12 protein-coding genes are annotated in these 20,303 nt (G+C 55.3%); 7 read left to right on the top strand and 5 right to left on the bottom strand.

Annotated features, from left to right (window positions below; all coding sequences use genetic code 11):
- From ACWKX3_RS21350 to ACWKX3_RS21365, 4 genes are read right to left on the bottom strand one after another with little or no spacing between them, the layout of a single operon-like run.
- Entirely contained in the window at window positions 1-750 is a 750-nt protein-coding gene (locus ACWKX3_RS21350; RefSeq protein WP_454542404.1) for an SDR family oxidoreductase, read from the bottom strand.
- Complete coding sequence (locus ACWKX3_RS21355; RefSeq protein WP_006178426.1) at window positions 750-1,772, bottom strand: aromatic ring-hydroxylating oxygenase subunit alpha; 1,023 nt, start codon at window positions 1,770-1,772, stop codon at window positions 750-752. Before ACWKX3_RS21355 ends, ACWKX3_RS21350 begins: the two co-directional genes overlap by 1 nt.
- 10 nt (window positions 1,773-1,782) lie before the next feature.
- Window positions 1,783-2,091, bottom strand: a complete 309-nt coding sequence (locus ACWKX3_RS21360) for a recombinase-like helix-turn-helix domain-containing protein (RefSeq protein ID WP_006178427.1) — start codon at window positions 2,089-2,091, stop codon at window positions 1,783-1,785.
- A complete protein-coding gene (locus tag ACWKX3_RS21365) occupies window positions 2,088-2,411 on the bottom strand; it encodes a Rieske (2Fe-2S) protein (RefSeq protein WP_013098654.1) in 324 nt (107 codons plus the stop codon). The genes ACWKX3_RS21360 and ACWKX3_RS21365 overlap by 4 nt, the downstream gene beginning before the upstream one ends.
- Before the next feature lie 406 nt (window positions 2,412-2,817).
- Between ACWKX3_RS21365 and ACWKX3_RS21370 the strand changes: the two genes are divergently transcribed.
- Window positions 2,818-4,029: an MFS transporter gene (locus ACWKX3_RS21370; protein WP_141114285.1), complete on the top strand. Its 1,212-nt coding sequence runs from the start codon at window positions 2,818-2,820 to the stop codon at window positions 4,027-4,029.
- Window positions 4,030-4,032: 3 nt separating this feature from the next.
- On the opposite strand, the gene speB is transcribed toward ACWKX3_RS21370, so the two are convergent.
- Entirely contained in the window at window positions 4,033-4,953 is a 921-nt protein-coding gene (speB, locus tag ACWKX3_RS21375) for an agmatinase (RefSeq protein WP_058608614.1), read from the bottom strand.
- Window positions 4,954-5,365: 412 nt separating this feature from the next.
- Here speB and ACWKX3_RS21380 point away from each other — a divergent pair, with 412 nt between their 5' ends.
- From ACWKX3_RS21380 to ACWKX3_RS21405, 6 genes are all read left to right on the top strand, one after another.
- Window positions 5,366-5,932: a fimbrial protein gene (locus ACWKX3_RS21380; RefSeq protein ID WP_242450388.1), complete on the top strand. Its 567-nt coding sequence runs from the start codon at window positions 5,366-5,368 to the stop codon at window positions 5,930-5,932.
- A gap of 54 nt (window positions 5,933-5,986) precedes the next feature.
- Entirely contained in the window at window positions 5,987-6,724 is a 738-nt protein-coding gene (locus ACWKX3_RS21385) for a fimbrial biogenesis chaperone (protein ID WP_454542405.1), read from the top strand.
- A 29-nt stretch (window positions 6,725-6,753) separates the two neighbouring features.
- Window positions 6,754-9,327, top strand: coding sequence for a fimbria/pilus outer membrane usher protein (locus ACWKX3_RS21390; protein WP_454542406.1), 2,574 nt, complete (start codon window positions 6,754-6,756; stop codon window positions 9,325-9,327).
- Window positions 9,324-10,319 (top strand): fimbrial protein, encoded by a 996-nt coding sequence (locus ACWKX3_RS21395; protein WP_454542407.1) that lies wholly within the window; start codon window positions 9,324-9,326, stop codon window positions 10,317-10,319. The genes ACWKX3_RS21390 and ACWKX3_RS21395 overlap by 4 nt, the downstream gene beginning before the upstream one ends.
- Before the next feature lie 17 nt (window positions 10,320-10,336).
- The gene (locus tag ACWKX3_RS21400; protein ID WP_042321924.1) at window positions 10,337-12,070 is read left to right on the top strand and encodes a ShlB/FhaC/HecB family hemolysin secretion/activation protein; all 1,734 of its coding nucleotides are present in this window, start codon (window positions 10,337-10,339) and stop codon (window positions 12,068-12,070) included.
- Window positions 12,071-12,084: 14 nt separating this feature from the next.
- Window positions 12,085-20,303 (top strand): two-partner secretion domain-containing protein (locus tag ACWKX3_RS21405; RefSeq protein WP_454542408.1); only part of this gene is annotated, 8,219 nt, incomplete at its 3' end.

A 20,303-nucleotide genomic window follows, 5' to 3' on the forward strand; every position in this document is an offset into this window, starting at 1 on the left:
TCAGTTAAAGACAAAACCGCCGTTGACCGGAATCAACTGCCCGGTAATGAACCGCGACAGATCGCTTAACAGCCAGACCACGCTGCCCGTCACATCGTCCGGCTGCTGCGCGCCGGTTAACGCGCGGCCATTTTCGTACAGCTGATGGCGTTCGGCGGGCACATACTCGGTCGCCTCGACGCGGGTTAACCCCGGCGCGATGGCATTGATGCGGATACGTTTTTCACCCAGCTCACGGGCCATCGAGCGGGTCATGGCAATCACCGCGCCCTTGCTGGCGACATAGGCCATCAGGCGCGGCGCGCCCCACAGCGCCGTGTCGGAAGCGACGTTCACAATCCCGGCCCCCTCGCGCAGCAGCGGCACGGCGGCGCGCGTCACCAGCCAGGTGCCCTTGACGTTCACGCTCATCACCCGATCCCAGAGATCCGGATCGTAATCGAGCATGTTTTTGCCCCCCACGCCGGTCGCCATGGCCGCGTTATTCACCAGCCCGTCAATCTGGCCCTGCTCGCCGATGGCGCTGAATACCTGCTCAATAGCGTGCGGATCGGCCAGATCGATAATGTGGGATTCGATCGCGTAGCCCTGCTCACGCAGCCCTTGCGCGCTTTCGGCCAGCTCGCCTTTCAGGATGTCGCACATTACCACCGCCGCCCCCTGCTCCGCGCAGGCTTTGGCGAAGTGATAGCCCAGGCCGCGCGCGGCACCGGTCACCACGATGCGTTTCCCGTTCAGCAGGCCGTTCATCAGGCGGCTCCCTGCTGTTCTTCACGCATCGCCAGCTGCTCTTTCGCCGCCTTTTGCATCATACGGCGCAGGCGGGAGAGACCGACGTCATGCTGGTACAGGTATTCATGCTCGCGGGCGTTCGGGGCGAGGCTTTCGAGCACCACGCGGTCCTGCTCGAGGACTTCCCAGTGCAGTTTCTCCAGGCGGTTGCGGTACATGAAGCGCCACATGTCGCGCTGCCAGCCCTGCACCCGGCGGATACGCCAGAAGAAGACGCGGCAGTTGTCGTTATCTTCCGGCACCACCATGCCGACGATGAAGAAGTGGCCGCCCGGCCCGAAACGCTTCTTATAAGGAATGGACAGGCGCATCCAGCAGGTGCCACTGTTGCCCAGCTCCACCCAGTCGAAGTTGATGCCGCTCTGCCCTTTTTTCTCAAAGATGAAGCCGGTTTTGGTCGGCTGCAGCACCATGTCCGCCTTGCGGTCCCCTTCCGCCATCGAGTGCGACGACGAGTGCAGATAGGTACCGTGCATCGGGTCCATCACGTTTTCCAGCGCATACTGGTAGTTGCATTTCCACCCGGCGGTGCAGAGGAAATTGCTGAAATTGTCGGTGTCGGCGAGTTCATCCGGGAAGCTCAGTTCGTCCGGCTGCTGATCAGCGGTAACGCCGAACCACAGGAAGATGGCCCCGTGTGCCTCCTGCACGTTGTAGCTGCGCACGCACTGCTGGCCGACCAGCGGGCATTTGTCCACCGCGGGCACATCTTTCACCTCGCCGTTACCCGCCACTTCCACGCCGTGATACCAGCAGGCGATGCGGTCGCCGAGATTCCAGCCCATCGACAGCCGTGCGCCGCGGTGGGGACAGCGATCTTCCAGCGCCTGTACCTGGCCGTCTTTGTTACGCCAGACCACAATCTGCTCACCGAGGCGGGTAATGCCCACCGGCGCAGACTGCACTTCCCAGCTCGCCAGAACCGGATACCAGAGGCCGCGCAGACCTTTATCAAGATAGTGTTGTACGGGAGTCGTCATCGCGTTGTCCTCAGTAGCCGTTAACCTGTAAGAATGCCTGGAAGCTGTTCTCGCTCCAGGGCTCGCCCTGCTGGTCGTGCAGGCGGACGGCGTTCAGGCCGTTCACCAGCTCCGGCAGGGTTTCTGCACCCTGCTCAAACAATTCTTCCAGGGTGGCGATAAGGTGGAGCTCCCAGTTTTCCGGCTCGCGACTGCGGGTCTGCCAGATAAGGTTCTGGTATTCACCCGGCTTGTGGATCGCGCCGTTACCGCCCTCTGCCGGAGGGGTAAACTGGCGGCTTTCCGGCAGCGCCGGGTTAAAGTTCAGGGTCTCGCTCATGCCACGGTCTCCTCGACAAAGGTAATCTGGATTTGGTTTTCAAAGACCCGAACCGGGTAGCGGTTGAGGTTGCGACCGCCGGGGCCGTGCAGGCACTGGCCGGTTTTGACGTCAAAAACCGCCTCATGCAGCGGGCACTCCACTTTGCCGTCTTCCACAAAGCCCTGGCTCAGCAGCGCGTAAGCGTGCGGACATACGTCTTCCAGCGCGTAATATTCACCGTCAATTAAATAAACGCCGATCTCTTTACCCTCGACGTTGCCGCTAAATGGGAAATCTTCCTGTACTTGTTCTGCGTCACATACGCCTATCCAGCTCATCACGATCCTCCAGGCTTTTGTTTCATATATGAAACTCTGTTTCTTATTTAATACGGCCAATATAAAAGCGATGAATCTTTCGTCAAGCGCAAATGTGACGAATTTGTTAACCGAATGGCAATTAATTAACTAAGTGTGCAAAGGATCACGAAAAAATGCAGCGATATGAAATTTTCATTATTCAGGCGTGAGGGAATACGTTTTAGTGATGGGAGGAAATGTTCTCTAAAAGATATTGACTTATTTTATCTTTGATCATTAGAAATAAATAAAAGGGACAACCTCGGTGTTTCACCGGTGAAACGATTTTTGAATTTACTGTTTATAAACAACGAGTTTCACTGGTGAACCATTTTACCTGCGTGACAATCACTTTAATAAAAAATCAATTCATAAGGCGGGCATGATGACGGCAAGATGGCAAGGTACGATGGCATTGTTATTGCTGATTATTATTTCGTATGTCGACAGGGTAAATATTTCGGTGATGATTTTAAACCCGGAATTTGCCGAACACTTTCAGTTAAATGAAAACAGAATGTTACAGGGAATGCTGATGACGTGCTTTCTCCTGGGCTATGGTTTTTCCGCGTTACTCTTAACGCCGGTTATCGAAAGCAAACTGCATTATCGGCAGGGTTTGCTGGTCAGCATTGCCATCTGGGCTGCGGTGTGCGCCATTTCACCGCTGCTCGGATCGCTGATGGGAATGCTCATCGCGCGCGTGATTTTAGGGGTTGCCGAAGGGCCGCTCTTTTCACTGAAAACGCGCTTTATTAGCGATAACTTCTGCGCAGAGGCGATCGGCAAACCCAACGCCGTGACCGCCCTGGGCGTTTCGCTGGGGCTGGCGATCGGTTTTCCGCTGGTCACCTGGCTGATGGCGCACCTCGGCTGGGCCGGATCGTTTTACGCGCTGGCGGCAATCAACCTGGTGCTGGGCGGCGGCGCGGTCTGGCGTTTTCTCCCCGCGCCGCGTGAGGTGAAGGCCACCCAAAAACCGGGTTTTATGCAGACTTTTACGCTCGCCTGGCAAACCCCGCTGCTTGGCCTGATCCTGCTGGTTGAAATCGCCACGCTGAGCTATCTCTGGGGCAGCAGCGCATGGCTCCCCGCCTGGCTGCGCGATGAGCATCACTTCTCGCTGCACGCGACCGGGCTGCTTGCCGCGGTCCCCTTCCTGTTAAGCCTTGGCTCAAAATTTCTTGGCGGCGTGCTGCTCGATAAAATGCGCCCGGAGCAGGCCCCGGTGCTGTTTGTGGTGGGTGGCTTGCTGACGGCGTTATCCGTCATCGCGCTGATGCTGAGCCACCAGCCGGTGTGGCTTGCGCTGTTTATGCTCTCGGCAAATATCTTCTGGGGGCTTCAGGGGGCGGCCATTCCTGCGGTGATCCAGCATCACGCGGCGCGGGAGGCGGTCGGCAGCGCGTACGGCATTATTAATGGCATCGGTAATCTCTGCGCCGCTTTTATTCCGCTGCTGATGGGGATGGTGATGAAATCGATGGGGTCGGTCAGCTCGGGCTTTTCGGTGCTGGTCGTGTCGCAGGCGATCACCCTGCTGGCGGGCGGCGTGTTGCTGCTGCGCATGCGTCGCGCAGCAGCACTCAGCGCGTAAAGGTTATTCGCCTTTTTTCGCGGCCTGGATGTAAAGCATTTCCAGCGCCAGGGTCGCCGCGGCCAGCGCGGTGATCTCGGACTGATCGTATGCCGGTGCAACTTCCACCACGTCCATGCCCACGATGTTCAGATCTTTCAGGCCGCGCACCAGCTTGATGGCGCGGTCAGAGGTCAGCCCGCCGATGACCGGCGTACCGGTACCCGGTGCAAACGCCGGATCCAGACAGTCGATATCAAAGGTCAGGTACACCGGCATATCGCCAACGATCTGCTTCACCTGGGCGATGATGTCGTCCACGCCGCGATCGTTCACCTGGCAGGCATCCAGCACGGTGAAACCGTTGTCTTTATCGAACTCGGTACGGATACCGATCTGCACGGAATGATTCGGGTCGATCAACCCTTCTTTCGGCGCGGTGAAGAACATGGTGCCATGATCGAATTCACAGCCGTTCGCGTAGGTGTCGGTATGCGCATCGAAGTGCACCAGCGCCATTTTACCGAAGTGTTTGGCGTGGGCGCGCAGCAGCGGCAGGGTTACGAAGTGGTCGCCGCCGAAGGAGAGCATGCGCTTACCGGCAGCCAGCAGCTTCTCGGCATGGGCCTGCAGCTTTTCGCTCATCTCACGCGCGTCACCAAAGGCATACACCAGATCGCCGCAGTCCACCACGTTCAGGCGCTCGCGCATGTCGAAGTTCCACGGGAAACGGTTGTGCTCCCAGGCCAGGTTAGTGGATACCTGACGAATTGCCGCCGGGCCGTGACGGCCACCGGCACGACCGGAGGTGGCCATGTCGAATGGAACGCCGGTGATGACCCAGTCAGCGTCGCTGTCGTACGGCTGGAAGTTCATTGGTAAACGTAAAAAACCAAACGCGTTAGATACCAGAGAGTTATCGTACTGATGACCTAAAGTGCTCATGTCCTGACCTCTTATAAAGTCGTTGCATTAGATACAGATGAAAAAAAATCCCCTCCGCGTCGTTAAACCCGACGAGGAAGGGATTGATGTCCTTACTGCTTTTGCCTAATGCTAGCCTCTGGAAGGTGAAGATTCAAGCTCACTTTTCAAAACAGAAATCAATCGTGTCACCAGACTTATACGACCTCAAAATATTCACCACACAAATAAAATTCATTTTTATAATTTATATTTTCTAAAGCCAGCCATTTATTCACATCATTTGTGCTTAAACGTCCGAAGCAAAACTTAAATCATAAATTCAATAAATATATCATTTTAAAACTAGGAATATATTTAGGCCTGGACGATAGCGGTGGAGGAGATGACCTATATACAATACCCCCCCCAATGACATGATATGGATATTTTTATGAATAAGTTGTCTAAGCTGGCAATCCTGGCCGTTCTTTCAACCATCGGTACCGCCGCGGCAGCAGAAGATGGCACTATTACTTTTGAAGGTACTATCAGCGACGCCACCTGTACTATTACCGGCGGCGACGCGCAGGGCGAATCTTCTACCCCTGATTTTACCGTTCATTTACCTTCTATTAGTGCAACCGCGCTTGCAGCGGATGGACAGCGCGCAGGCGACACACCATTCCACATTACCTTAAGTGGCGCAAACTGCACCAATGGCAAAATTGCCAACGTATTTTTCGAACTGGCGCAAAGCACCAATATTGATGCCACCACCGGTAACCTGAAAAATACCGTGGCGAAAGCGTCTGGCGGTGCGGAAAAAGTTCAGGTTGGTTTACTGGATTCTTCAAAAGCTATTCTTAACCTGAATACCGCAAACAATAACGCTAAAACCGTTACGGTTTCCGGTAATACGGCTCGCTTTGATTACTGGGCACAATATGTCGCGACGGGCGGGGCATCTACTGCCGGTCAGGTATCAACCGACGTTATTTACTCTATTAAATATCAGTAATCGCGCATTTAGCGGGATTAACCGCTGAGAGTATCACCTAAAGGATTAGGCCAGATGTTAAAAAAACTTGTTATATCTTCTGTATTCATGACGACGCTGGCCTTTTCCTTTGCGGCCAGTGCAACGATTCAAATTATGACGACCCGTGTGGCATTTAACGCCGGGGAGAAAGAACAAACGATTCGTATTAACAACGTCAGCAAAACGCCCGAACTGGTTCAGGTGTGGCTTTCCAGCACCGATAAGACTGACGGCATCGCCAAAGAAGATGTGCCTTTCTTTATCACCCCACCGGCGGCCAGAATTAACGGCCAAAAGGGGAAAGTTTTCCGCATATTCCAGACGGAAGGCGCAGCTGCGAAATATCCAAAAGATCGTGAGACGGTACTGTGGCTCAACGTCCTGGATATTCCACCTGAAATGGCAGAAGACGCGGATAAAAATCAGCTAAAAATGGCGTTCAGAACGCTGATTAAATTTTTCTATCGTCCGGTTGGCCTGAAGGGTAACCCGATGAAAGCGGCGGACGAATTAACCTGGCAATTGAAAAAAACGGTCAAAGGTTATGACGTCGTTGGAACAAATAATTCTCCTTTCCATGTAAGCATGACGAACGTCTGGCTCAGAGATGCTCAGGGCAAAGATGTCATGATTGATGGAGAGATGATCGCGCCATATAGCACGATGGTGTATCACTTCCCGCAGGTTAATGCCGTGCAGGGAAAAGGGACATTCCAATACAATTATATTACCGATCTGGGTGCCTATATTAAGCGCACGTATAACTTCTGATTAGCAAGGATATTGACCAGGACGGTGATATGTCGATGTTTTTCAAAAAAACTAACACTCTGTGGGTGATGAGTGGCTTTGTCATTTCGTTGACAATCGCGCCACCCGCAGTTTTTGCCAGTGATACCAGTAAGCCGATGACATTTTCTCATGGGTTTATGAAGTATTACGATAGCGGAATCGATCTGACGCAATTTGACGGTGTAGAAAAAATACAGCCGGGTAAATATACGCTTGAGGTTTACAGCAATCTCAAGCCTGTTGATACCTGGTCCGTCACCTTTGTGGCGGCAAATAATGAGCAGGGATTTAACGCCTGCATGACGCCCGAAATGGTCGTCCGCTTTGACGTCGACACATCAAAACTTCCCCCTGACTGGAAGCAGAATAGCTGCATTATTCTTCCTGAGCTGATTAAAGGCGCGACGGTTAATTATAACGCGGTAGAAGAACAGCTGGATGTCACTATTCCCCAGGCGATGCTGCTTAACACGCCTGCGGGTTACGTCAGCCCGGAGTTATGGGATAACGGCGTGCCGGCGCTGATGTCCTCCTATACGCTGAGCGCCACCAGTTCACGTTATCGCCCCACGCAGGATAACGCGACCTATCTCTACAGCAATTTGCACAACACCCTTGCGCTGGGGGCGTGGCGCTTTACGACTTACGACAGCCTGAGTTCCGGCAGCGACACTGAAAACACCGGCGTACAGCATATCCAGGCCTATGCAGAGCGGGCGATTGCGCCGCTGCAATCGCAGATTGTGCTGGGCGATATGAATACCACTGGGGATTTTTTCGACACCACTGCCCTGCGTGGCGTTCGTCTCGCCACGGACGATCGCATGCTTCCCGACTCCGTCCGCAACTATGCTCCGGTGGTGCGCGGCATCGCCAACAGCAATGCCACGGTGACCATCAAGCAGGCTGGCAACACTCTGTATGAAAAGGTGGTGCCGCCAGGGGAGTTCGCCATCAGCGATCTCTATGCGACCGGCTATAACGGCGATCTTGAGGTCACCGTTAAAGAGACCAACGGCAAAGAGACCTACTTCGTGGTCCCCTACTCCAGCGTGCCGCAGCTGCTGCGCGAAGGTTACTCCCGCTACTCTGTGGCTGCGGGTGAAATTCGCGATACCTGGCTGAAAGAGGACCCGAAAGCGGTTGAGGGCACGTTTCAGTACGGCTTATTCAATAACTTTACCGGATACGTTGGCGGGCAGAGCGCGTTCGAAGGCGACTACTCGGCGCTGATGACCGGTTTTGCGATTAACACCCGTCTGGGCGCGCTTGGCGTGGACGTGACGCGCTCCTTCACCCGCTTCGAGGGACAGCCGGACACCGCCGACTGCGGCACCTTCTGCAATATGAGCCTGCGCATTAGCCTGGCGAAGACGCTTCCGACCACCGGGACGAACTTCAGCCTGATTGGCTATCGCTACTCCAGCGCGAACTTCTACTCCCTGAGCGATGCGGTCAGCCTGAAGCGCTCGATTGAAGCCGATGAGGATGACTATCTCCCGGAACGCTACCGCGAGCGCCTGGAAGCCAACATCAACCAGACGCTTCCCGCCGGTTGGGGAAGCTTCTACGTCAGCGGTTTTGTGGGCAACGTCTGGAACAACGAGCAGGGCCGGAATGAAAAGTCGAACTTCGTGCTGGGCTACAACAACCAGTTTGGCATCACGACCTGGGGGATCTCCCTTGGCCGGACCAACAACGACGATGGTGGCCACGAAGATACGCTCTATCTGAACATGAGTATGCCGCTCGGCCACCACTACGAGAAGCAGGCTCGCCTGGGGGCGAACTTCAGCTATAACAGCGATGAAGCTAACTTCCGTACCTCGCTGAACGGCTCCGCCGGGGAACGCTCGCAGTTTGGCTTTGGCGGCTATTTCAGCCAGTCCAACACGCCGGAAACCAACTTCGGCATGAACCTCTCCTATACGGGCGAAAGCGCCTCGGGCGGGATGACCTACAGCCAGTCCCGGGATTCCTTTATGGGTGGGGTCAACCTGAACGGCGGCGTGGTGGTGCATGAAGGCGGCATCAACTTTGTGCCGACCCTGGCAGACACCATCGGCATCGTAGAAGCAAAAGGCGCAGAAGGCTCCCGCATCTACCCGGATTCCCAGGCCGTCATCAAAGACAACGGCTACGGCATTGTCGGGTATCTGGTGCCTTACAAGTACAACGAGGTGTACGCCGACCCGAAAGGCACCGCGTATACCGTCGAGGTAGACGATACCCGCCGAACCATCGTGCCTACCTCCGGCGCGGCCGTGCTGATCAAAATGGACACCCAGGCCAATAGCCAGAGCTTTGTGCGCTTTGTGCAGCCTTCAGGGGAGGTGATCCCCTTCGGTGCGTCGGTGCTGGATGCATCGCACAACGCCATTGGCATGGTCGGGCAAAACGGCGTGGCGATGGTGTCGCTCAAGGAAGGCCAAAACGACTTCACCCTCCAGTGGAAGAAAAATAAACAGCCCGCACAGTGCGTTGCGCGTTATGTGAAACAAGACGCTGAGGATCAGCCATCCGAGGAAGAGGCGTTTAAGGCTACTGAAATTACCTGCATCAATAACGGGGCAACACCATGAGACGGATCTTTACGGCTGCGCTGATTCTTTTATCCACGGCGTTTTTATCTTTAATGTGCACCAGCGCCAATGCGGCGTTGTGCACCCGCACGTCCCCTCTGGCGACGCTCAATATCATGGACGACATCACGCTTAACGTCATTAAGCAGCGTGAGGTCGGCAAAGTTTTATGGAGCAAAAGCTACCAGGTGCCGGACGTTAGCTACACCTGTGACGCCTCCACACAGTCCTCATGGCATTCAAGCTATTCGCGAAGCTATATCCGTTCGCAGCTTGATCATGTCTATAACACCGAAATCCCGGGGATTGGCATTCGCATGCGCTGGCCTACGCAGACCGAATCTTCCTGGCTGCCGGGTAACTCGGGTTCACCGACCACCTGCTCCACCGGCTGTGGGGTGAGAAACAGCACGGTGCTGGTGGAAATGGTCCAGACCGGTGCGATGCCTGAAGGGGAATACGTTATTCCAGCCGGTAAGGTGGCTGAAGCAATGGTGATCCCGACTGCTGATGCGAGCGAAAAGTTGCCGATCATGGCCATCAACTTTGGTGTTGCCATTAAGGTGATTACCGCCTCGTGCTCAATCTACCCCTCGGCAACAAACATCGATTTGGGTACCTATAACATCGCCGATTTTCAAAACAACGACAGTTTTCAGGGTGTTAAAAAAGATTTCAGCATCACCGTGGGTTGCCCTTCTACGGAAGATATTGGCATCACCTTCAACTCCTTAATTAACACCCCTTTAGGCGCGTTGTCCGGTGTCATCGGCGTTGAAAGCGGCGACGGTTATGCAAGCAATTTTAGTATTCGCCTTTTTGAGAAGTACGGATCCGCGATCTCGCTGGGTAATGAGAAGATCTATACCGCCTCCACGCTCACCAAAAACTATCAGGCACAAATCTTCGTTGGCAGTGGGGTCAATCGTAAGACCGCCCTCACCCCCGGCAGAGTTGTCGGCGCCGTTCAATACACCGTTCGCATTAAATAACGCTCAGGGAGAGAGAGATGCGTTGTCATTTTAAAATGAAAAAAGTCCTGTTCTTACTGCCTTTACTGCAGGTGGCCCATGCCGCCACGCTGCCCTCTGTTCAGAACAAGCAGGAGCTTGATCGCCTGGAGCGGCAGAGCAACCAGTATCTGATTGAAGAGGCGAAAAGAACGGAAGCGTTGTTGCAACAACAGCGTGCCAGTCGTGGAGAAGACGCGGAGACCGGCCTGCCGGCTGACTCATCGTGGAAGTTCAACGTAACCCACATCGAGATCCTCGACGATCACCTGTTCGACGGTTCGCCGCAGCGCGAGGAGATCGTCCAGCGCTATCTGGGTAAAGATCTGGGCAAATCTGACATTTTCACCTTAGTGAAAGAGTTAACGGATTTTTATATTTCCCGTGGCTATGCCACCACCCTGATCAGCATCGATCCCGGCAACATCAAAAGCGGTACGCTCAAGCTTCGCGTGCTGTGGGGAAAGATCAACGCTTTTAAGGTTAACGGCCAGGCGCCGGGGCTGCGTGATAGCACGCGTCTTTTTACCGCCTACCCGTTTGCCAAAGACAAGATCCTGAATATGCAGGATGTCGACCAGATGGTTGAGAACCTGATGCGGGTATCGCAGGGGGATAATATTCACGTTGAGCCCTCAATCATTAATGGTTATTCCGATCTTAACCTGATTCGTCAGCCCTCATTCCCGCTTGACGCGGCGGCGGGGTTAAATAACTCCGGGAATAAATCAGACGGCTGGCAACAATATTACGGCAGCCTGACGGCAAAGAATATTGCCGGGTTGAACGACATCTTTAATGCGTATTACTCCTGGAACGACCTGAAAAATACGAATGATAAGCAGGACTCCTGGTCATTTAGCTACAGCGTGCCGCTGGGCTATTGGGGTTTTGATACCAGCTATTACAAATCTGAATACGAAAAAGGCATCGACGGCGGTTTCGGCATTTACGATTCCGATGGTACCTCCGAACGTGCATCCCTGCGTATCAGCCGCATGCTGGTGCGTGGCGCAACGGGTAAAACCAGCGCCTGGATGAAGGTCGAACGCCGGGATAACTACAACGGCATCGAAAACGCGCGCATTGACGTTAGCTCAAAAACCTACACCTCGCTGGCGTCGGGCCTGACCTACGTTGGCGCAATGGGCGGCGGCTGGTTCTATGGCGATCTGAGCGTCACCGCGGCGGTGCCGTGGTTTGGTTCCGCCCGCGACGGCGATAAAGACCTGGAAGGTTTCGACGTCGATTACATGAAGTACAACGGCATAGCCTCCTGGACGCGCCCGCTCGCTAAGTTCGGCAGACTCGGCATGACCTATGAGCTGAACAGCGGTTTTCAGTACACGCCGGATGTGCTGGTGAGTGATGCCAAAGTCACTATCGGCGATGAATACACCGTTCGTGGTTTCAAAGACGACAACGTGATGAGCGACAACGGCGCGTGGATTGCCAACAGCCTGCAGTTTCCTTTCGATATTGGACTGGCCGGTATTTACCAGCTGACGCCTTATATTGGCTACGACTTTGGCTTTACAAAAGATAATTGCCCGAAAGGCGTCAATGTCTGCGACAGCCAATTCATGATGGGCGCATCCGTGGGTGTTAAAGCCACTGGCAGCCATTTCTCTTCCTACGTGATGGCAGGGTGGCCCGTTAAAAAACCAGACTCAATGGAAGAAGAAACCATCGATAACACGGTGGTTTATTACAAAACGGAAATTAACTTCTAACAAAGGGAAGAATAATGAAAAACAAAAACACACGCAGCGGAAAAATAACCACGCGCAATTTGCATAAGCGGCTCTGTCCTTTATATCTGTCTTTGGCAGGCATTTTCTCGGCCACCGCCGATGCGGCAACAACGCCTGATAATCGTCAGTCGAAAGGCCCGACCATGGGCCAGGCGGCCAACGGCACGCCTGTGGTCAATATTGCCGATCCTAATGCAAAAGGCATCTCCATGAATAAATTCAACGAGTTTAACGTTGAAAAACAGGGGATGATCTTTAACAACAGCATGCAGGACGGCGTGACGAAAATTGGCGGCTATGCGGTAAAAAACGCCCAGCTGCAGCACGAAGCCAGCGCCATTATCAGCGAAGTGACGGGCGCGAAAGCATCCTACATTAACGGCACGATGAAAGTTTTCGGGAAAAAGGCCGACATCATCATTGCCAACGAAAACGGCATTAGCGTGAACGGCGCAACCACCATCAATGCCAACAGCCTGACCCTCAGCACCGGTAAAGTGCAGGCAAATAACGACGGTTCCTATAAGCTGGCAGTTGAAAAAGGGGCGGTATCCGTAACCGGTCAGGGCATTAATACCGACGGGCTGGGCTACTTCGACATCGTAAGCCGCAGCGCGCAGCTGGAAGGCGAAATTGCCGGTAAAGCAGATATCAAAGTGCTGGCGGGCCAGAACGACTACGATCTTGCGACCCGTAGCCACACCGTACGTAACAAAGGCGACGGGCGGGGTCCGGCCGTTGCTATCGACGGTAGCGCGCTTGGCTCGATGTACGGCGGCAAGATCCAGCTGATCAGCACCGAATCCGGCGCGGGCGTCCGCCATGCTGGCGGCATTATCGCCAGCAGCGACCTGGACATCAGCGCGGATGGCGACATTACGCTCGCCAGCCTGTCGAGCGAGAAAAACCTGTCGCTCTCCGGCAAGAATATCACCCTGAACAAGTCCACTTCCGGCGTTCAGGCGAAAAACGACATTATCATGAACGCCCTGGCGGGCATCACGCTGAATAATGACGTGATCGCCTCAACCGGTAAAATCCGCATTGATGCCAGCTCGCTGGTGCAAAACGCCGCCTCGCTGGTGACCAACAACACCACCACTACCGTTCCGGCGATTCAGATTAACGTGGCGGGCCAGTACACCCTGAACGGCAAACTGCAGGCGCTGGACGCCAACGGTAAGGTCATTGCCGGCGGCGTAGTGACGCTGAAAAACGGCGATTTCGTCGTGAAGGTCAACGGCGCTGAAGTGCCGTTTGCCTCGCTGATCTCGGATACGCAGGTGACCAGCCACAGCGGTGATGTGCAGATTACCGCAGGCAGCATGAATAACAGCGGCGGTAGCGTCCTGGCGAAAAAAGGCACCCTGCAGTTCACCCTGAAAGAGGCCTTTGTGAACAGCGGTTCCGTCAGCGCGACGGGTGATCTGACGATTGCGTCCGGCTCACTGAAAAATGACGGCGTGCTGTACGCGTCTAACAACCAGACGCTGCGCGTCGGGAACCTGGACAACAATGGCCGCATCTTCGCGGAAAAACGGCTGGTGATGAACGCCAGCGCGCTGAACAACCGTGGAAACATCGGGGCGACCCGTGACGCACTGCAGATCACCACGACCGGCAATGTCACCAACAGCGGCACCCTCGTGGGTGATGCGGCGACCGTCAGCCTGAACGTGGGCGGCGACGTCGACAACAGCGGAAACATCATCAGCAATGAAAAAGATGTCACCCTCGCTGCCAGCGGTAAATCCATCAAGAACCAGGGCAAGATCGAGGGGAAAAACGTTACCCTGACCGCCTCCAACGCCGATGCGACGCTTGAAAACAGCGGTACGCTGAACGCCAGACAAAAAGCGCAGGTGAAGGCGGCGAAGCTGAATAACAACGGCGGCACCCTGAGCGCAGCGGGCGATATCGCGCTGAACGTCAGCAAGCAGCTGAACAACACCCACGGCGGCGCGATCCTGGCGGGCGAAAACCTCGCACTGGCCGGCGCGCATACGACCGCTCTGACCAACGACAACAGCCGGATCCAGGGGGAAAACATTTCCCTGACCAACATGGCGACGCTCAGCAACACGGGCGACGCCGTTCTGCTCGCCAACGGGGCGATGGATCTGTCCGGCGCGACAACGCTGACCAACTCGGCCTCCGGCATTCAGGCAACGTCCATCCTGCTGGATCACATCGGCACGCTGACGAACACCCGCGATGCCACTGTCTACAGCAGCGGCAATCTCACCCTGTCCAACATTGGCACCCTCACCAACGATGCGTCACAGCTGGTGGCTGACGGTGCGCTGGCGATGCTGAATATCACCAACGTCTCGAACACGAACAGCGCCGCAATGGTCGGCAGCGGCAGCGTGACGATCGACACGGTGCATACGCTCAACAACAGCAACAGCGCGGTGATCCAGTCTGAGCATGCCCTCAGCATCAAGGACGTGGGTACGCTGAACAACAGCACTGACGCGGCGATCCTCGCCTCGGGCAACATGACCCTGGACGGCGTGAATACGCTGAACAATGCCTCGGTGATCCTCAGCGACGGCAGCATTACCGTGCAGAACGGCGACACGCTGCACAATAACGGCGTGGTGCAGGCGGGCACCGATCTGATTATCCGCAATATTCGAAGCCTGGTGAACGACGGGAGCGACCATGTGCTCATGGCCCTGCGTAACCTGACGATCGAGGATGTGGATTCCCTGACCAACTCCCACCAGGCGGTGATCACGGCCAGCATGAACACGGTGCTGAACGCCGTTGGCGTGCTGACTAACCTCTCCGGCGGGGTGATTCAGGCCGTTGACGGTGCGTTAACCGTCGCGGCAAATTCCCTGCTCAACAGCGGCAGTGAAAACGGTTCAACCTCCACCCTGGTGGCGGGCGGCGATGTGACCCTGACGTCAGAAAATGTGACCAACGAGAGCGGCGCGGCCATTGTCTCGACGGATAACAACCTGACGCTGAACGTGGCGAGCAACCTGAACAACAGCGATGAAGCCGTGCTCGCCGGGGCCAAAACGACCTCGCTGAATGTACAGAAAGGCAACATTAAAAACACCACTAACGCAGTGATTGCCGGCACTAACATTGCGGTTGCGACCAAAAACCTGCAAAACGATGCCAACGCCTCCATCACCGCCGACCGGGATCTGCAGCTGACTCTCGCCAGCCTGAACAACACGGCCGGTATTCTTGAGGCCGGACGCGATCTCTCGCTCAGCGTCGACAATAGCCTGACCCTCGACGCCAATAACCAGAACATCTACGCCGGACGCGCGATGGCGATCACCACGCACGGCGACTTTACCAATAGCACCCAGATGGAAGCGATTGGCGATTTGACGTTGAATGCAGACGGTAACTTCACCAACGCCATGTCTATCGTGACCGGGGGCGATCTCAACGTCACCGCGGGCAACATCACCAACAATGCCGGTAGCCTGCTGTGGACGATGGGTGACCTGAGTCTGGATGCCCGTAACGGTAATTTCTTCAACGGCGTGTCGGGTAACGTGCTCAGCATGGGCGATATGTCGATTATCGCGAAGGAGATCTATAACCAGGCCGGGATTATTCGCGCTGAGAAGGACGTCAATTTAGACGCGGAATCCATCAGAAACGAAAGTAGCTACACCGGCGACGAAATCTCCATGACGGGGTATCAGAACGCCAGTGCGGTCTATAACACCGTTGAGCATCTCGCGACCAAATCTCAAACCCTGATTAACTTCTCAATGCCGATTGTGACCTCGGGACTGAAACTTGACCATCAGGCGGAGATCAGCGCGGGCGGCAACATTAATATCAACCAGCGCAATATCTTCGACAGAAAACAGATCACGAACAAAGGCGGTCTGATTCAGGCGGCGAAAGATATTACGGTTAGCGGTGATATCTACAACTCACCGGAATACGGTGAAATGTCCATTTATGATTATCTGCAGCTGCCGTTAGAGACGCAGGGCGGGATCACCTATCAGTGGCATTTAGGCGCCTACCATACGTCAACGTGGAATTTTGATACCCTTTATCAGTTCCTCGACTTCGAGTTTGGCAATGGCGCAGCAGCCGGTAAGTCAGGCAGTGACGATCCTGAAAAAGGGATCTGGTACAACGCCGTCGTGATGACCGGAAACGAGTCCACGCTTTTCAACAAAATGATGTCCGACATCTTCGGTGAAACCTGGCAAACCACCGACTACGGTACGATGCGTACTATCTGGGCGAGCGTCACGGCGACCAATAATGAAGCATTAAAAAACAATAAAACCTACTTCGTCCCGTCTGAAAAAGGCGAGATCACCGCTGGCGGTAACTTTACGCATAAAAGCGGCAAGCTGGATAACGGTATTGCAGGCGCCGGGGTGGTTAACAGCCACAGCAACGTGAGCGATATCGACGTGGGTGAATACACCGTGGATACGGTGATTGCCGGTTACGATGTCCAGGTCAATACCAAAAAAATTGACGAGCTGGCGATGGGCATTAGCCCGATGCCAACCATCAAGGACATGGTCTCTATTCCGGGCATGTTTGAAGTCTCGACCGACTTTAAGAAAACCGCCGAAGCAGAAAAAAATGGCACCGCTTATCCGGGGCCAGCCAACAATATCGTTCCAATCTTTGAAACGCGTCCGTCAATGATCGATCAGAGCGCGTATACCGGATCGGATTACTTCTTCGATCAGGTGGGTTATGACCCGCAGAAGCCGGTTAACGTTATTGGGGATCACTACTTCACCTCAGAATTGATCCGCCGTGAGATCAGCAGCTCAGTCGGCAGCTTCTTTGCGATCCGAGATGGTCTGGAAGGCGACGCGCTGGTGCAGGCCCTGATGGACAATGCAGGCGTGGCGGCACAGGACAGCGAGCTGGGGCTGGTTGTCGGTCAATCCCTGACCGAGGAGCAGCGCAACGGGCTGGACTCCGATATCGTCTGGTTCGTTAATCAGACGGTGAACGGCGTAGATGTGATGGTTCCGGTCGTGTACCTGTGCCCTGAAACGCTTCGTCAGATGGAGAGCGGAGACGTTAACGGCGGCACCGCGACCATTCATGCTGGCGGCGAGATGAACGTCGACGCGGACAGCATCAACAACGCCAACGGTACGATCTCATCCAAAGGCGACATGACGCTGGTCTCTGATGGCGATATCAACAACATCAGCAACGGCATGAGCGCGGGTATCTCTGCGGGCGGCGACATCAATATGTCCAGCACCAGCGGCAATATTAATAACAACGGCGCGGCGATCAACGCTGAGGGCGACGTGAACATGTCCGCGGCGGAAGGTGACATCACCATGACGGCCAGCGTAGGACGCGATGAGAGCGGCAAGCAGGTGATCCACGCCTTTGAGGACGGCGTCACCGCGGGCGGCAGCATTAACATGGAGGCCAAATCGATCACCTCCAACGCGTCGGATATTACGGCGGGCCAGGATGTGAGCATGAAGGCCACCGACGGCGACGTCACCTTCAATGACCTGCATGAAATTGACGCTACGCGCATCATTGATAACGACGTCAGAAGCGCGCTCAACTTCACGATGTCTGATACCTCAACCACCACGGGCAAAGCCATTGGCGCGAATGTTTCCGCTGGCGGCAACATGAGCATCGACGCCAAAAACGACGTGGTGATGGAAGGCGGTACTTACAACGCCCAGACCGGCAGCATTACCGCTGAAAATGACGTGACGATCAAAACGTCCCAGGATGTGGCTCACGAAGAGCAGCACAGCTCGTCACGCGAGTTTGTCATCAGCGCGGGCGTCAGCGGTGGCGGCCAGTCGGTTAACACCAGCTACGGCACCATGGACGGCGGCAGCACCGAAACCACGTCCGGCGACTATGTCAGCGCAGGGTCAGAATCCGACACCTCCGCTATCGGCAAGAAGCCTGGCCGTGCGCCGGTCAATGATACGGCTGGCTTCACGTTTGGTATGAGCACCTCCAGCGACTCGTCCGTCACCGACAGCAAAAAGAACACCAATGCCGCAATCAACTTCGGCCAGTCCGGGACAATTGAAGCAGGTAAAACCGTTGATATCGGCGGGGCAGATCTCAGCGCGGGCGACTCACTGACCATCAACGCCGAGGACGTCGCGACCACGAAATATGAAGATGAGATGAAAAACACCTCATCCCATAAAGAGACGTCGTTTGGCATCAAGGGTGAGGCCCACAGCACCATCGTGGATACCATTGATAAAGCCGGTAACCTGATAGAAAAAGGCACCGAAGGCCAGTCTGCCAATGCCGGAACAACGGCAGCGGAAGTGCTGGGCGAGGCCTCTAACCTGCTGCTCAACGATCTGGCGGGCGGTTCCGTTACCATTGGTGGCAGTTCGTCTAAATCGCACTCGACCTCCACCTCGACGGCGGAAAACATTAACCACATCAACGCGAATAACGTTTCGATCAACACCAAAAAAGACACCACGTTGAACGGGACAGACATTAGCGGCCAGAACGTTGAAATTAACGCAGGCGGCGATGTGACCATGAACGCGGCGAAATCCACAACCAGCTATAGCAACACCACCGAGGAGCACTCGGCGGGCATCACGGCTGGCGTAGGCGTGGATCTCTCCGGCGTGAGCGGCGGCGCGTCTGTTGACTATAGCGGCAGCAAAGAGACCGGAACAGGCAACAGCACCAGCTACACCAACAGCACCATTACGGCAGGCGACGTCAAAATTAAGTCCGGCGGCGACATGACCATGAGCGGTGCCAACATTGACGCCAATACTGCGGATGTAGATGTTGCAGGTGACATGACCGTTAACTCCCTCCAGGACACGGTTCACACGGATAACGAGCGTGCCAACTGGGGCGCATCCGTAGGGGTTGCCGTATCGGCTAAAGGCGTGATGCCTACCGGGGCCGTTAACGGCGGCGGCGGTTCAGAGGCTCACGACTCAGCAACCACCGCGAAGCAGTCCGGCATTCACACCACAGGCGACGTGCAGGTGAAAACCGGCGGCGACCTGAACATGGCGGGCGCCAATATCGTCTCGGACAATGGCACCGGTGAGGTCAACGTTGCGGGCAATATCAACGCCAAAGATCTGCAAGATACCGTTGAGCAGGACGGCCTGTACGGCGGTGGCGGCGTAGGTATCGGCGGTCTGCCAGGTAAAAAAGGCGGCATTCCATCGGCTAACATCTACGTGGATACGGTCGATGAGATCCACCGTAACGAAACGCAGAAATCCACCATTTCCGTGGGGGGCACCACCAGCAAAGGTACGACTGGCGAGATCAACACCAACAAGGATGAGATGTCCGTTGTCACCCGCGATGAAAAAGAAGCGGGTAACAATATCTCCTATACCCTTGCGGATCCTGGCATCGGTAAGAAGAAAAAAGGCAGCTACGACGTCGATACCCCGAACGACCACCACATTGGCGGCGGCTCGTCGAAGCATTCGAGCGATGGCACCAGGAAGAAAGAGGTTACGCCAGCGAAACCTGCGCACAGCGAAGATGTGCCAGCCGTTACGCCGTCAAAAGCCGACACTCTGAAGCCTGCGCCGAAACCGGCTGAAAGCGCGAAGAAGACAGACACCACCCCGTCTGGGACTTCGCATAGCGAAGAGGTGCCTGCCGTTAAGCCGTCGAAAGCGGATGAGGTGAAGCCTGCGCCGAAACCGGCTGACAGCACGAAGAAGACGGATACCACCCCGTCTGAAACCGCGCACAGCGAAGAGGTGCCTGCCGTTAAGCCGTCGAAGGCCGACGATCTGAAGCCTGCGCCGAAACCGGCTGACAGCACGACGAAGACGGATACCACCCCGTCTGAAACCGCGCACAGCGAAGAGGTGCCTGCCGTTAAGCCGTCGAAAGCCGACGATCTGAAGCCTGCGCCGAAACCGGCTGACAGCACCACACCGAAGAAAAAATGGGACGTTCCGAATACGAACTACCCAACGCTTTCTCCGGGTTCTGCAACCGGTAAAACCGGCAAGGATATGCCGAAAACGCCTGAGCACAGAAAGTGGAACGGTGATATGACCAACGGCGTGGCGCCGTCGAGCAATCCAAAAGGCACCGACGTTAAGCTTTCGCCAGGCTCGTCCACCGGTCAGACCGGCATGGACATGCCGAAAACGCCTGAGCACAAGCAGTGGAACGGTGATATGACCAACGGCGTGGCGCCGTCGAGCAATCCGAAAGGCACCGACGTCAAGCT

The sequence above is a fragment of the Enterobacter sp. UPMP2052 genome (genome assembly GCF_053709675.1).

What these genes read in the sequence shown, in the direction of transcription:
- ACWKX3_RS21350 (WP_454542404.1), bottom strand. Translation starts at nt 750, where the DNA reads ATGAACGGCCTGCTGAACGGGAAACGCATCGTGGTGACCGGTGCCGCG.
- ACWKX3_RS21355 (WP_006178426.1), bottom strand. Translation starts at nt 1,772, where the DNA reads ATGACGACTCCCGTACAACACTATCTTGATAAAGGTCTGCGCGGCCTC.
- ACWKX3_RS21360 (WP_006178427.1), bottom strand. Translation starts at nt 2,091, where the DNA reads ATGAGCGAGACCCTGAACTTTAACCCGGCGCTGCCGGAAAGCCGCCAG.
- ACWKX3_RS21365 (WP_013098654.1), bottom strand. Translation starts at nt 2,411, where the DNA reads ATGAGCTGGATAGGCGTATGTGACGCAGAACAAGTACAGGAAGATTTC.
- ACWKX3_RS21370 (WP_141114285.1), top strand. Translation starts at nt 2,818, where the DNA reads ATGACGGCAAGATGGCAAGGTACGATGGCATTGTTATTGCTGATTATT.
- speB (WP_058608614.1), bottom strand. Translation starts at nt 4,953, where the DNA reads ATGAGCACTTTAGGTCATCAGTACGATAACTCTCTGGTATCTAACGCG.
- ACWKX3_RS21380 (WP_242450388.1), top strand. Translation starts at nt 5,366, where the DNA reads ATGAATAAGTTGTCTAAGCTGGCAATCCTGGCCGTTCTTTCAACCATC.
- ACWKX3_RS21385 (WP_454542405.1), top strand. Translation starts at nt 5,987, where the DNA reads ATGTTAAAAAAACTTGTTATATCTTCTGTATTCATGACGACGCTGGCC.
- ACWKX3_RS21390 (WP_454542406.1), top strand. Translation starts at nt 6,754, where the DNA reads ATGTCGATGTTTTTCAAAAAAACTAACACTCTGTGGGTGATGAGTGGC.
- ACWKX3_RS21395 (WP_454542407.1), top strand. Translation starts at nt 9,324, where the DNA reads ATGAGACGGATCTTTACGGCTGCGCTGATTCTTTTATCCACGGCGTTT.
- ACWKX3_RS21400 (WP_042321924.1), top strand. Translation starts at nt 10,337, where the DNA reads ATGCGTTGTCATTTTAAAATGAAAAAAGTCCTGTTCTTACTGCCTTTA.